The sequence below is a fragment of the Nocardia pseudovaccinii genome, from assembly GCF_050942345.1.
GTDB lineage: Bacteria > Actinomycetota > Actinomycetes > Mycobacteriales > Mycobacteriaceae > Nocardia > Nocardia pseudovaccinii.
Genome location: NZ_CP192074.1, coordinates 2,463,731 through 2,476,902, shown reverse-complemented (window position 1 = coordinate 2,476,902; position 13,172 = coordinate 2,463,731). Strand labels below are relative to the sequence as shown.

Here is a 13,172-nt window from a genome sequence, read left to right as displayed (position 1 = left end):
TGGGGTCAGGTGCAGAGGAAGGCGGCGGCGGTGCGGGATAGGCGGGTGAGGATGAGGGTGTAGGGGTGGGTGCCGCGGAGCTTCAGGCGTTTGCGGAGGGTGTCGGGGTCTATGTCGAGGCCGCGGATGCGGATTTCGAGGGGGCCGCAGTTGCGGCGGGTCAGTTCTTGGCGGAGGGTTTTTTCGCGGAATTCCAGGCGGTCGACGATGCGGAAGCCGCGGACGCCGTGGGGGACGGTGTTGCCGGTCAGGTAGGCGATCTGCGGGTCCAGTTGCCAGAGGCCGTGTTCGGCGGCGTAGTGGCGCACCAGGCCTGCGCGGACGATGGCGCCGTCGGGGTCGATGATCCACTCGCCGGGGGGCTGTTCCGGAATCTCGTCGGGGGCGGCGTCGGTGTAGGTGACGGATTCGCTTCGGGAGGTGAGGACTGTCGCGCGGCGGGTGACGTCGCTGTCGGAAAGGCCCGGCGACCACAGGCAGGCCTCGCGGACCGCGCCGTCGAGGGAGACGACCTCGATCTCGCCCGGCCAGTCCAGGCGGTCGAAATCCAATCCGGGAGCGCACTTTACGGCCAGATCGCGGCCGGGATAGGCGGCAAGCAGATCCGGGAGCGGGGGTTGCAGTTTGGCCGGATCGTGGGTGCGGCGACCGTCCGCGCGGCGGGCCGGATCGGCGATGACGACGGTGCCGGTGCTGGTCGGGACGAGGGCATCGGCCTTGGCGAGCAGGACATTTCGGGATGCGGCGAGATTGTGTGCGGCCATGGACAGGCGCACGTCGTCGAGGTCGCTGCCGAGCACCGAAGGGCAGGTGCGAGCCAGTTCGGCGAGTTCCGCGCCGATCGAGCAGGTCACATCGTGTACGGCCCGTCCGGACAGGCGCGCGGCGCGGTGTCGGGCGACCAGCGTCGGCGTCGCCTGTTGCAGTGCGTCGTCGGTGAACAGCCACTGTCCGGCATCGACGAGTTTGGCCGCGGCACGACGGCGCAGACGCACCGTTTCCACCAGTGCGGCCGACCGCTCGCCGAATTCGCGACGCACCCGCTCCACATCGCGCAGGTGCGTCGCGGGAGTCAGCTCCAGCCGATCCACCTCGGCCAGCGCGGCGCGACCCGCCGCGCTGCCGAGGAAGACGACATCCTCGCGGCCGAAGCGGTAACCCACTACTTGGCGGCTGAGCCCGGCTTCACGCCGGTGATCATGGCGTTGTAGAAGAACTGGCGCGGCACCACGCGGCGCATGACGTTCTCGTCCAACCAGCTCAGCCGCAGCCACGCACGGTACATGGCCATCCGGTAGCCCATGGTGAGCTTCTCGTCCGGGACGGCCGCCTCGAAGGTGCGCACCGGCCAGCCCCACAGCGCCGCCGCGAACTCCTCGGTGCTCGCCTTGACCTCGGTGGCGCCGGCGCGCCGGGCCATCGCCTCGAGGTCGCTCGGATCGAAGGTGTGCAGGTCGACGACCGCCTCCAGCGCCGCGGCGCGCGAGGACTCGTCCAGTTCGGCCTGCGGACGCCGCCAACCCGACAGTGCGGGCAGCTTGGTCACGGTGGTGGTGGCCTTCCAGGTGATGCGGCCGAGCCAGCGGGCGTAGAAGTTGCCCGCGGTGGTCGGTTCACCGGCGAATACGAAACGCCCGCCCGGCTTCAGCACGCGCAGGCACTCCTTGAGCGCCAGTTCCACATCCGGGATGTGGTGCAGCACCGCGTGGCCGACGACGAGGTCGAAGGTGTCGTCCTCGTACGGGATGGTCTCGGCGTCGGCGACCCGGCCGTCGACGTCGAGCCCGAGGTTCTCGGCATTGCGCAGCGCGACCTTCACCATGCCCGGCGACAGGTCGGTGACCGAACCGGACTTCGCGACGCCACCCTGCATGAGGTTCAGCAGGAAGAAGCCGGTGCCACAGCCCAGTTCCAGCGCGCGCTCGTACGGCAGCGGCGCGGGACCGACCGCGGCGTCGAACCGGCCGCGGGCATAGTCGATACAGCGCTCGTCATAGGAAATCGACCACTTGTCGTCATAGGTCTCGGCTTCCCAGTCGTGATAGAGCACCTGGGCGAGCTTCGTATCCTTCAGCGCTGCTTCGACCTCGGCCTCGGTGGCATGCGGGTTCGGCGCCGGGTCATCGGGGTGGACCGTCATGGTGGGCTAGCCTAGCCAACCCTCCGCCGCACGTCTGCAGCGGACCAGTGAGTAGGACGTGATTTCGCTCCACCGCGCCGTCCCCCGAGACTCGTTCTGGTTCTGAACCCGCCCGACGATCTACCCCCGCACCGCCACCCGCCCCAGATGCGGTCGGCAACCTGGGGCTCGAGTGGGACTCACGATCATCGAGTGCCGCGAAAGTCACACCACCCACCGACCAGGAACGTGTTCCTGTTTATGGTTCGCATCGACACTCGGATCGCCCGATCCCGACCCGACGGGCCGCGGCACCGCAGATCCTGACTACCGGCCAGTAACGACAAGCAGGCCAAACCGAACCGTCAGCCGGTTGCGTCGGTGCCCGTCAGCGTCCGACTGAGGTTGCCGAACCCGGACCGTCGGCCAGGTTCGCCCCGTGCCGATGCGGGCCCGGCGGCGAAGAGCGCGGTCCATTCGGCGCGAGCACGCTCGAGCCCATCAGACCCGCCTGGGCAGATCGACCGAGAGACTCACCAACGCCCCCGACTCGGCCGAGCCGTGTGCCCCGTCAACGCCCGACGAAAGTCGCCGATCCCGGGCCGTCGGCCAGGTAGGACTCGGTGCCGATGCGGCGGTCTTCGGTCGTGAAGAGGGTGGTCCATTCGGTGCGGGCGCGGTCCAGGCCGTGGGGGCCCGCTTCGAAGACGGCTTTCGCGGCGGCGAGGGCGCGGGTGGGGCCATCGGTGAATTGTTGCGCCCAGCGGATGGCGGCGGTGTAGACGTCGTCGGGGGCGACGACCTCGTCCACCAGACCGAGGGTGCGCGCTTCGTCGGCCTCGACGAAGCGGCCGGTGTAGACGAGGTCTTTGGCGGGGCCGGTGCCGATCAGCAGCGATAGGCGGCGGATGCCTGCGAGCGGGATGAGGCCCGCTTTGATTTGGGGCAGGCCGAGTTTGACGTTGTCGCCGATGATGCGGCGGTCGGCGGCGAGGGCCAGTTCCAGGCCGCCACCGAGGCAGTAGCCGCTGATCGCGGCGACGGTGGGCTGGGGCACCTTGGCCAGGCAGCCGAGTGCCGCCTGCAGATCGGCGGCCATGGCTTCGGCCTGATCCGGGTCGAGCCCGGAGAGTTCGGCGAGGTCGTCACCCGCGCAGAAGACCCGCTCGTCGCCGTAGACGACCAATGCCGCGACCCCGGGGTGTGCGGCGACAACCGCCGCCGCCTCGGCCACCTCCCGGACCAGCTGCGCATTCAGCAGGTTCAGCGGCGGACGGTCGATCCGGAGGACGGCAACGCCACGGACGGCGGGATCCTCGGGCAACTCCAGGGTCACGAATTCGGCCATGGCAGGAAACCTACTGCCTCATGGACGCGCGGATCCCCTGAGCCTGCTGGTATCCGGCAGTCCGGCGAAATAGCGCTGGTTGTCCGGGAACTGGAGCACCTGCCGCCCGCTGTCACCGGTGAGCACCGGCATGATCGGTTCGATCACCCGGTCGATGGCCAGAATCTCCGCCGTGGAAGCGAATTCGGCAATGGCATCGAGCTGCGACCAGGTCGGCGGCAACAGCACATCGGTGCCCGCCCGCCAGCGGTCGAGTTCGTCCGGCGCGGTGCGCCATTGCACCTCGGCCGCCTCGGTGGTGGCGCCGTCGGCCAACTGTCCCTGCGGCAGCACCGCGACAAAGAAGCGGGTGTCATAGCGCCGCGGCTCGATCACCGGGGTGATCCAATTCGCCCACGGCCGCAGCAAATCCGCGCGCAGCACCAGTTTCTCTTCGGCGAGGAAGTCCGCCAGCGAGACTTCGCGACGCTCCAGTCGAGCCCGGGCATCGTGGTAGCCGGTGGTATCCGAGACGACGGTGTCGGCTGTCGGCCCGGCCAGCAGCACTCCGCACTCCTCGAAGGTTTCGCGCACTGCGGCGGCGACGAGCGCCTTGGCCCTCGGCTCGGTGGTGCCGAATTTCGCCGCCCACCAGGCGGGTTCGGGTCCGGCCCATTCGATATCGGCGGTTCCGTCCGACGGATCGACACCGCCGCCCGGAAAAACGGTCATACCGGCGGCGAAGGCCATCGCCCCGACCCGGCGCTGCAGGAACACCTCGGGCCCGGTGGCACTGTCACGCACCAACATCACCGTCGACGCGTCCTTGAGCGGCGGAATGGGCTCCTGCGCGTTCGTCTCACTCACTCCTGCACCCTAACGCCTGCTTGTTTTACGCCGTAATCCCCATCACGGGCTCAGCGCGAACGGTGCCGCCCCAACCGACGCGCGCGCCGCGCGAAGTACCGGCCGTCGACGCGATCCAGCGCGATCGACTGACGGAAGGCCTCGCTCAGGTTCTCGGCGGTGAGCACATCCGGCAGCAAACCCTGCGCGATGACCGCGCCCTCGTTCAGCAGCAGGCCATGGGTGAAGCCCGGCGGAATCTCCTCGACATGGTGGGTCACCAGGACCATGGCCGGGGAATCGGGATCCGAGGCCAGATCGCCGAGACGTTCCACCAATTCCTCACGGCCGCCCAGATCCAGACCGGCGGCGGGCTCGTCGAGCAGCAGCAGCTCCGGATCGGTCATCATCGCGCGGGCGATCAGCACTCGCTTGCGCTCACCCTCGGACAACGTTCCGTAGGTGCGATCGGAAAGATGTTCGGCGCCGAGACTTTCGAGCATATCGATGGCACGGTCGGTATCGACGTCGTCGTAACGCTCACGCCAGCGACCGAGGACCGCGTAGCCGGCGGAGACCACCAGATCGCTGACCTTCTCGTCGCGCGGAATCCGGCTGGCCACCGCGGCCGAGGACCAGCCGATGCGCGGTCGCAGCTCGCTGACATCCGTTTTGCCGATGACTTCACCGAGCAGATGGGCGATGCCCGAGGTCGGATGCACTTCGGCGGCGGCCATGCGGAGCAGCGAGGTCTTGCCCGCGCCGTTGGGTCCGAGGACCACCCAGCGTTCGTCGAGCTCGACCTGCCAGGTGACCGGGCCGACGAGGGTGTTACCCGAGCGTCGGATGGTCACGTCGGTGAAATCAATGAGCAGATCGGGATCCGGTTGCGGCACGGGCTCCATCTTGGCTCAAATGCGCTGTGTTCGTACGACCGACCCATGCCGGTAGCCACGACGTGGCCATTCGTCCGCCACGGCGTGCCTTCGCGGACGGTGCGCGCACCGCTCCCGGCGGATTCTTCGGCGGCTCATCGGTGGAGCGGAACATCCGCGCGACGACCAGCGCCAGCGGAATCGAACAACCTACCCAAACAGCGAGTATCACCAACAGCGTCGTCATCATGATGGCCTCCGGCGAGTGGTGTGCGGCGGTCCTATTGCGTCGAACGTACCCAGATCGGGCCCGGGTGGATCCCCCCAGCGCCGAACAGCGAAACATCTACACCGCGTAATCGCTTGCGGGACCTGCGGTGTAAATCGGTTGCGAGGCTATTCACCCCCCAGGCAATCAGTATTGTCCAGGCACCGCGATCACAGTTATCGACCCCGGAGCGACCTCGGTGAAACCGGCGTCGCGCACCGCGACGGCCTGCCCACGAGACACCTGCTCGCACAGCGACGCCCACTGCTCCGGTCCGGATTCGCGCACCGCGCATCGGAACTCACGCTGCGACCACCGCAGCGCCTCGTCCACGGTAAGCGCACCGGCCAGCAACATGCTGGCGTGACCGACCTGAGCGGCCGCCTTGCCGAGCGTCATGCCGAGTTTCGCATTCACCCACAGCACCGGCAGATCGGGATCGGCGGGTCCGGGATCGTCGTGTTCGAGATCGGTGCCGTTGATCTGCAGCCGCCTGATCCGCGGATCGACCTCGCCCACCGGCCCCGGCACGAATGCCCGCGCCTGCGCACCGTCCACCTCGACGGTCACCCCTTCCGCTTCGTTGGCCGCCAGCCACTGCGCACCGCGCGCCCGCCGCGCCACCTTGCGGATCCGCGACCGCTTCCAGGCCAGGAACCGCTGCTCCCACACACCCTCGGGCCCGACCCGCTCATCCAGGCACAGCGCCACCGTGGCCACCGCCGCGGCCTCGAGCAGTGCGCTGCGCCGCGGCGGATCGACCTTCGGAATATGCAGCACCATCTGCATGGCCTGCACGAGAGCGGGATCCTCCGGATCGCCGAGACCGCCGTAGCCGCGCGCCAGCTCAGCATGCCGAATGCGGAATCCCTCGACACCCGTTGACAATTCGGCCTCCGGGATACTCGACATCACGTCACCTCGATCGTCAACGAAAACCGCCGCGCAGGCGCGACACCCCCAGCGAGCCTACCGACCCTCGTGACTCAGCTGCCGACGAGCGGGACGCGACGGATTCCGCCGTCGCGTGCATCGGCGGCTTCCACCTCGTCGCGGGTCACGCCGAGGATGAACAGGACCGCGTCCAGGTAAGGATGCGACAGGGCCGCATCGGCGACCTCGCGCAATGCGGGCTTGGCATTGAAGGCGACACCGAGTCCGGCCGCATTGAGCATGTCGATGTCGTTGGCACCATCGCCGACCGCCACCGTCTGCTCCATCGGCACGCCCGCCTCCGCCGCGAATTTGCGCAGCGCGGTGGCCTTGAAGGCACGGTCGACGATCTCGCCGACCACCCGGCCGGTCAGCTTGCCGTCCACCACCTCGAGCGTATTCGCCTGCACGAAGTCCAATTCCAGTTCGTGCGCGAGCGGTTCGATCACCTGACGGAAGCCGCCCGACACCACACCGCAGCGGAATCCGATGCGCCGCAGGGTCCGAATGGTGGTGCGCGCGCCCGGGGTCAGCTCGATCCGGTCGGCGACCTCCTCGATCACCGATTCGTCCAGTCCCTCGAGCGTCGCCACCCGCTGACGCAGCGATTCCGCGAAGTCGATTTCACCCCGCATGGCCGCCTCGGTCACCTCGCGGACCTGATCCTCCACCCCGGCGTGCGCGGCGAGCATCTCGATGACCTCGCCCTGGATCAGGGTCGAATCGACGTCGAAGACGATGAGCCGCTTGGCCCGGCGGGCCAGTCCGGCCCGCTCCACCGCCACGTCCACCTGTTCGGCGACCGCGACCTCGGCCAGCGCGGTGCGCAGCCGGGCATCGGAATCGGGGCCGGTATCGGTCGCGGTGACCAGGAGTTCCATACCGGTCACCGGGTAGTCGGCAATGCCGCGGATGGTATCGATATTGGCGCCGAGGGCGGCGAGCTGACGGGAGACCGAACTGAATGCGCGCGCGGTCACCGGCGCGCCGAGGATGACCACCGCATGGGTGGACATCGGCTGCCTGCCGATCTGCGCGTCGACCTCGACGTCGACATGCATGCCGACGGTATTCATCGCCTCTTCGAGCTCGTCCTGCAGCGCCTCCGGATCGCTCGGGCAGGTGACCAGCACGCCGAGGGTCAGTCGGCCGCGGATGACGACCTGCTCCACATCCAGCAGGCTCACGTGGTGCCGCGACATCGCCGCGAGCAGCACGGAGGTCACACCGGGCCGGTCGGGTCCGGTGACGGTGACGAGGACGGTGGTGTCGGCCAACTGAGGTGCTCCAAGTTAGTTGTTTGCCATAGCTGTGCTGGACCCCGGTGTCGCAACGCTGCGGTCGGTGCTGGTCCCACAAATGAGTGTGCACCCACTGATGATCAGTAGGTGCACACTCATCAAGGCGACGCTACTGCACTGCCGGGTACCTCTCTGCCGGACAATGTAGTTGCTCACTCGCCTGGTGGGCTCACTCTCTGCGCGCTTGGACGGACGAATGTCCGGCCACCGCCTAATGCTTTGCCAAGGCGCCTTCGTGGACCTCGGTGGCATGTTTGCCCGAACCCCAGCCCACATGGGCCTCGGCCCGCATCCGGTCGACCATGTGCGGGTAGTGCAGCTCGAAGGCGGGACGCTCGGAACGGATTCGGGGCAGTTCGTAGAAGTTGTGCCGCGGCGGCGGGCAGGTGGTGGCCCACTCCAGCGAGTTGCCGTAACCCCACGGATCGTCCACGGTGACGACCTCACCGTAACGGTAGCTCTTGAACACGTTCCAGATGAACGGCAGCATCGACGCGCCCAGGATGAAGGCGCCGATCGTGGAAATGGTGTTCAGCGTGGTGAACCCGTCGCTGGGCAGGTAGTCGGCGTAGCGGCGCGGCATACCCTCGGCGCCCAGCCAGTGCTGCACCAAGAAGGTGGTGTGGAAGCCGATGAAGGTGGTCCAGAAGTGCCACTTGCCGAGGCGTTCGTCCAGCATGCGTCCGGTGATCTTCGGGAACCAGAAGTAGATACCGGCGTAGGTGGCGAACACGATGGTGCCGAAGAGTACGTAGTGGAAGTGCGCGACGACGAAGTACGAGTCGGTCACGTGGAAGTCCAGCGGCGGCGAGGCCAGGATGACACCGGACAGACCACCGAAGAGGAAGGTGACCAGGAAGCCGAGCGAGAACAGCATCGGCGATTCGAAGGTCAGCTGGCCGCGCCACATGGTGCCGATCCAGTTGAAGAACTTCACACCGGTCGGCACCGCGATCAGGAAGGTCATGAACGAGAAGTACGGCAGCAGCACGGCGCCGGTGGCGTACATGTGGTGCGCCCACACCGCGATCGACAGCGCCGCGATGCCAAGGGTCGCGTAGACCAGCGTGGTGTAACCGAAGATCGGCTTACGCGAGAAGACCGGGAAGATCTCCGAGACGATGCCGAAGAACGGCAGAGCGATGATGTACACCTCGGGGTGGCCGAAGAACCAGAACAGGTGCTGGTAGAGCAGGATGCCGCCGGTGGCCGGATCGTAGATGTGGCCACCGAGGTGACGGTCGTAGGCCAGGCCGAACAGCGCGGCGGTCAGCAGGGGGAAGGCGAGCAGCACGAGGACGCTGGTGACGGCGATGTTCCAGGTGAAGATCGGCATACGGAACATGGTCATACCGGGAGCACGCAGGCAGACCACGGTGGTCAGCATGTTGACGCCACCGAGGATGGTGCCCAGACCGGAGACCGCGAGGCCAAGGATCCACAGGTCGGTGCCGACGCCGGGCGAGTGCAGGATGTCGGTCAGCGGCACGTACGCCGTCCAACCGAAGTCCGCGGCGCCGCCGGGGGTGATGAAGCCCGCGGTCGCCATGGTCGCGCCGAAGGCGTACAGCCAGTAGCTGAAGGCGTTCAGGCGCGGGAAGGCGACGTCGGGGGCGCCGATCTGCAGCGGCAGGACGATATTGGCGAAGCCGAACACGATCGCGGTCGCGTAGAACAGCAGCATGATCGTGCCGTGCATGGTGAACAGCTGGTTGAACTGCTCGGGGGACAGGAACTGCAGACCCGGCCGGGCCAGCTCACCGCGCATCAGCAGGGCCATCAGGCCACCGATGAGGAAGAACGCCATCGAGGTGGTCAGGTACATGACACCGAGGACCTTGGGGTCGGTGGTGGTGACCATCTTGACGATGAACGAGCCCTTCGGCCCGGTCCGAGCCGGATACGGCCGAGTCGCTTCCAACTGAGGGACTGGCTTTGGCTCTACGGCAGTCACTGATCCTCCTGAAAGGTGCCTTTAGGTCGCTCCGCAGGCTCCGCTGCTCGCATCCGCCCCACTACCGTGGACAGACGAGGAGTTCGCTTGCGCTCCTGAGATCGTAAACCGTGCTGCGACAGCCATCCGCACGGGTCCTACTCTGTGTCGTATTTCGCCGTGTGGGCGACTGCAACCACCGATCCGGCGATCATGAAATCCGGCCCCTTGCCTGCCGACCATTTCGAGCAACCTGCAAGCAGTCGCGAGCGATGACTTTCCCGGCCAGCCGACGTCTCTATCGATGACAGTGATCCACTCTCGGCCAAGGAGACCTTTGATGAGCACAGCATCGCGTAACGATTCGATGAGGGGCGACGGTCGGGCGACGGGTGGGCCCGCACCCAAGACCGGCGATCCCTGCTGGGTCGACGTTTACACCTCTGATCCGGACCGGGCCATTGCCTTCTACGGCCAGCTCTTCGGCTGGACCGCCGACCGCGCGGACGAGGAGTTCGGCGGTTACATCACCTTCCGCAAGGACGGTAAGGCCGTCGCGGGCGGCATGGGCAAGACCGCGGACGGGGCCGAGGGACCCGATCAATGGACGGTCTACCTCGCTTCGCCCGATGCCAAGGCCACCGCCGACGCGGCCGCCGAGCACGGCGGTGCGGTCGTCGTGCCGCCCATGGATGTGGGCGATCTCGGCGCGATGGCCGTGCTCGGCGATGTCGGCGGCGCGGGCGTCGGCATCTGGCAGACCGGCACCTTCGGCGGATTCGAGACCATCGGCATCGCCTCGGGCGGCACCTGGACCGACCACGTCGGCATCCCGTCCTGGTTCGAACTGCACACCCGCGACTACGCCCGCTCGCTCGACTTCTACCGTGACGTCTTCGGCTGGAGCGATACCTTCGCCATTTCCGACACCCCGGAGTTCCGCTACACCACCATCCACGCCACCACCCCGATGCTCGGCGGTGTCATGGATGCCTCGGCCTTCCTGCCCGAGGGTGTACCGGCGGGTTGGACCGTCTACTTCGGCGCCGATGACGTCGACGCGGCCGTCGCGAAGGTCGTCGAACTGGGCGGCACCGTGCTGGCCCAGCCCGAGAACACCCCCTACGGCCGGATCGCACAGGTCGCCGATCCGACCGGGGCACGGTTCAGCATCGGCGGCAACGCCACGTAGCCGATCCGGCGACCGCGCGGAATCCGCTGTACGACAGCGGGATTCCGCGCGGTCGCGAACATGGCCCGGATGCGACGTGCACGCGGCGGTGGCCTTCGCGTCCCGGCACCCACGCCACGCGGTACCCTCACCCGCATGCCGGTGAGCGCCCCTGTTCGCACCCGAAACCGCACGGACTCCCCCCGATACGGCACCGCCAGGAATCGCGCGGTCCGGCACGGGGGCACGGCGGTCGCCCTGCTCTGCGCCGCATTGCTCGTCGCGGGCTGCAGTCAGAAGGACGACGCCAGCTCGATCATTCGCACCACCACGAATATCGCGGGCGCGGGCGTGGTCGGCCTGGAGCGCGACACCTCGAAGGCCTGCCCGCTGCCGAGCGCACCCGATCCGTCGAACGGCAAGACCCGCACCGTCACCCACGCCGCGGGCACCTCGGAGGTGCCCGCCGATCCGCAGCGCGTCGTCGTGCTGTCCACCTCAGCGTTGGACGCCACCTGCGCGGTCGGCCTGTGGGAGCGGGTCGTCGGCGCGGTTCCGATCGACGGACCTCGCTCGCAGCCCATGTATCTCGGTTACGGCGTGCTGAAGATTCCCACCGTCGGTTCGGCGGCGCAGCCCGATCTCGGGCAGATCGCCGCCCTGCATCCCGATCTGATCATCGGCGATATGTCGAGCGGCCCAGGTGGTTTCGCCGCATTGCAGGCGATCGCGCCGACCGTACTCGCCGATCCCGGCAGTGGCTGGCAGACCGAATTCGGCACGCTCGCAGCGGGTCTCGGCCGCCACACGGCAGCGGTATCGGCATTGGAGTACTACCGCACCGAGGCGCGCGAGACCGGTAGTGCCTTGGCCGCCAGCCAGTCCCAGGCCTCGGTGGTCCGCTTCACCGCCGATCACGACCAGGTCCAGGGCAGCAATAGCTTCGCCGGACAGGTCCTCGCCGATGTCGGCGTGCAGCGGCCGACCGCGCAGCGCGGCACTTCCTTCGACGTGACCGAGCAGGACCTGACCAAGGTCGAGGGCGACATCATCTACGTCGTCTTCGCGGGCGAGGCAGGTGAAGCGCACGGTAAGACAGTGCTGCGCAGCGACGCCTGGAAGGATCTCGGCGCCTCCGCCGATAAGCGCGTCTTCGCGGTCGAAGACACCGTGTGGCACGGCGACGGGCTCACCGCGGCCCGCGCCCTGCTCGCCGACCTGCGCAGCAGCTTGAACGGTTTCGTCACCGACTGAGTCTTCGGCCGCGCCTGCGGCGCGGCGTGTTCGCGGCCCCCTGATGTCTCGCGTCCGAGCCGTCGAGACTCGCGCCTGCGGCGCATGCGCTTCGACGACTCGGACGCGAGACGGGCCGCGAACGTCGCTCGTAAGACTCGCTCCCCGATGGTCACTGACGGGCAGGACGTCCTACACCTGCCACACACGTGCCGGATCGCTGAGGCCCCCGCATGCGCTTCGACCACTCGGACGCGAGACGGGCCGCGAACGTCGCTCGTAAGACTCGCTCCCCGATGGTCACTGACGGGCAGGACGTCCTACACCTGCCACACACGTGCCGGATCGCTGAGGCCCCCGCATGCGCTTCGACCACTCGGACGCGAGACGGGCCGCGAACGTCGCTCGTAAGACTCGCTCCGTCGTCGTTGCGAGCAGCTCGATCAATTCGATCGGGGCGCACACCTTGGGTATGGATTCGCTCACCCTTGGAGTGCTCCCACCAGCGCTTGGGTAGCTGTCGCCAACCCCTCCCGGCAGCGAGATTAGAAGGGCACCGAGAACAAAGACGGAACCTGTGAGGGGATCACAATGAGCACTCTGGTCGAAGCGCCCGCCACCAACGTCATCCAGCTGCAGCCGCGCCTGCGGAAAGCGGCCGAGCTCGAGGTGTGCGCGGTCCCGAGTGACTCCGGGACGCTCGCCAACGTCGAGCTGGATCGTTGGGCGAACCGGCTGGCCCGAGTGCTGATCAATCGTGGTGCCGCCGTGAACACGCGAATCGCGCTGGCGATCGACCCGCAGATCGAAGCCACGGTTGCCGCATCCGCCGTCGTCAAGCTCGGCGCGACTCCGGCATCGGTGGCCGAGGACGCGACCGCCGTCCCCGGTGCCTACATCGGCATCACCACCAAAGCCCGCCGCCCCGAGCTCAGCGATGCCATCGACTGGCTGCTCCTGGACGACCGCTCGACGCTGCAGCGCTACCTGGTCAGCTCCGACGCCCCGATCACCGATGCCGATCGGCTGACCGAGCGGAAGTCCGCCTGACCTGCTATTCAGCCTGCGCGCCCGAACCCACGGAGTTCGGGCGCGCTGCGGCGCGTATGCCGGACCCGGAGGCGGCAGCGCCGCGCGACCACCTAAGCCTCCGGGACGCCGCCGAT

At 67.8% G+C, this 13,172-nt stretch carries 12 protein-coding genes; 4 read left to right on the top strand and 8 right to left on the bottom strand.

Translation table 11 applies throughout. The annotated features are described in order from the left end of the window. Positions 1-5: 5 nt before the first annotated feature. From ACQPZ2_RS11205 to ACQPZ2_RS11185, 5 genes are all read right to left on the bottom strand, one after another. Positions 6-1,163, bottom strand: a complete 1,158-nt coding sequence (locus ACQPZ2_RS11205; RefSeq protein ID WP_433525478.1) for a THUMP-like domain-containing protein — start codon at positions 1,161-1,163, stop codon at positions 6-8. Then, the gene (locus ACQPZ2_RS11200) at positions 1,163-2,140 is read right to left on the bottom strand and encodes a class I SAM-dependent methyltransferase (RefSeq protein ID WP_433525477.1); all 978 of its coding nucleotides are present in this window, start codon (positions 2,138-2,140) and stop codon (positions 1,163-1,165) included. The genes ACQPZ2_RS11205 and ACQPZ2_RS11200 overlap by 1 nt, the downstream gene beginning before the upstream one ends. 550 nt (positions 2,141-2,690) lie before the next feature. Continuing rightward, a complete protein-coding gene (locus ACQPZ2_RS11195) occupies positions 2,691-3,467 on the bottom strand; it encodes an enoyl-CoA hydratase-related protein (protein WP_433525476.1) in 777 nt (258 codons plus the stop codon). A gap of 18 nt (positions 3,468-3,485) precedes the next feature. Beyond that, a complete protein-coding gene (locus ACQPZ2_RS11190; RefSeq protein WP_433527391.1) occupies positions 3,486-4,256 on the bottom strand; it encodes an NUDIX hydrolase in 771 nt (256 codons plus the stop codon). Between the two features lie 107 nt (positions 4,257-4,363). Then, positions 4,364-5,197: an ABC transporter ATP-binding protein gene (locus tag ACQPZ2_RS11185; RefSeq protein WP_433525475.1), complete on the bottom strand. Its 834-nt coding sequence runs from the start codon at positions 5,195-5,197 to the stop codon at positions 4,364-4,366. 53 nt (positions 5,198-5,250) lie between these two features. On the opposite strand from ACQPZ2_RS11185, the gene ACQPZ2_RS11180 reads away from it, so the two are divergent. Then, positions 5,251-5,526, top strand: a complete 276-nt coding sequence (locus ACQPZ2_RS11180; RefSeq protein WP_433525474.1) for a hypothetical protein — start codon at positions 5,251-5,253, stop codon at positions 5,524-5,526. A 56-nt stretch (positions 5,527-5,582) separates the two neighbouring features. Here the strand turns inward: ACQPZ2_RS11180 and ACQPZ2_RS11175 are convergent, their stop codons facing one another. The 3 genes from ACQPZ2_RS11175 to ctaD form a co-directional block, all read right to left on the bottom strand. Then, positions 5,583-6,347, bottom strand: coding sequence for a peptidyl-tRNA hydrolase (locus tag ACQPZ2_RS11175; RefSeq protein WP_433525473.1), 765 nt, complete (start codon positions 6,345-6,347; stop codon positions 5,583-5,585). A gap of 74 nt (positions 6,348-6,421) precedes the next feature. Beyond that, positions 6,422-7,645: a phosphoserine phosphatase SerB gene (gene serB / locus ACQPZ2_RS11170; RefSeq protein ID WP_327101312.1), complete on the bottom strand. Its 1,224-nt coding sequence runs from the start codon at positions 7,643-7,645 to the stop codon at positions 6,422-6,424. 235 nt (positions 7,646-7,880) lie between these two features. Next, positions 7,881-9,623, bottom strand: coding sequence for an aa3-type cytochrome oxidase subunit I (gene ctaD, locus ACQPZ2_RS11165; protein ID WP_433525472.1), 1,743 nt, complete (start codon positions 9,621-9,623; stop codon positions 7,881-7,883). A 346-nt stretch (positions 9,624-9,969) separates the two neighbouring features. Here ctaD and ACQPZ2_RS11160 point away from each other — a divergent pair, with 346 nt between their 5' ends. The 3 genes from ACQPZ2_RS11160 to ACQPZ2_RS11150 all read left to right on the top strand — a co-directional run bounded on the left by ACQPZ2_RS11160 (position 9,970) and on the right by ACQPZ2_RS11150 (position 13,056). Then, positions 9,970-10,794, top strand: coding sequence for a VOC family protein (locus ACQPZ2_RS11160; protein ID WP_433527390.1), 825 nt, complete (start codon positions 9,970-9,972; stop codon positions 10,792-10,794). A 135-nt stretch (positions 10,795-10,929) separates the two neighbouring features. Then, positions 10,930-12,027 (top strand): ABC transporter substrate-binding protein, encoded by a 1,098-nt coding sequence (locus tag ACQPZ2_RS11155; protein WP_433525471.1) that lies wholly within the window; start codon positions 10,930-10,932, stop codon positions 12,025-12,027. 570 nt (positions 12,028-12,597) lie between these two features. Further along, complete coding sequence (locus ACQPZ2_RS11150) at positions 12,598-13,056, top strand: AMP-binding protein (RefSeq protein ID WP_433525470.1); 459 nt, start codon at positions 12,598-12,600, stop codon at positions 13,054-13,056. The last annotated feature ends 116 nt before the right edge of the window (positions 13,057-13,172 follow it).

Bases quoted from the DNA above. Each gene is read 5' to 3' on its own strand.
- ACQPZ2_RS11200 (WP_433525477.1), bottom strand. From the start codon at position 2,140: ATGACGGTCCACCCCGATGACCCGGCGCCGAACCCGCATGCCACCGAG.
- ACQPZ2_RS11195 (WP_433525476.1), bottom strand. From the start codon at position 3,467: ATGGCCGAATTCGTGACCCTGGAGTTGCCCGAGGATCCCGCCGTCCGT.
- ACQPZ2_RS11190 (WP_433527391.1), bottom strand. From the start codon at position 4,256: ATGTTGGTGCGTGACAGTGCCACCGGGCCCGAGGTGTTCCTGCAGCGC.
- ACQPZ2_RS11185 (WP_433525475.1), bottom strand. From the start codon at position 5,197: ATGGAGCCCGTGCCGCAACCGGATCCCGATCTGCTCATTGATTTCACC.
- ACQPZ2_RS11175 (WP_433525473.1), bottom strand. From the start codon at position 6,347: ATGTCGAGTATCCCGGAGGCCGAATTGTCAACGGGTGTCGAGGGATTC.
- ACQPZ2_RS11160 (WP_433527390.1), top strand. From the start codon at position 9,970: ATGAGGGGCGACGGTCGGGCGACGGGTGGGCCCGCACCCAAGACCGGC.
- ACQPZ2_RS11155 (WP_433525471.1), top strand. From the start codon at position 10,930: ATGCCGGTGAGCGCCCCTGTTCGCACCCGAAACCGCACGGACTCCCCC.
- ACQPZ2_RS11150 (WP_433525470.1), top strand. From the start codon at position 12,598: ATGAGCACTCTGGTCGAAGCGCCCGCCACCAACGTCATCCAGCTGCAG.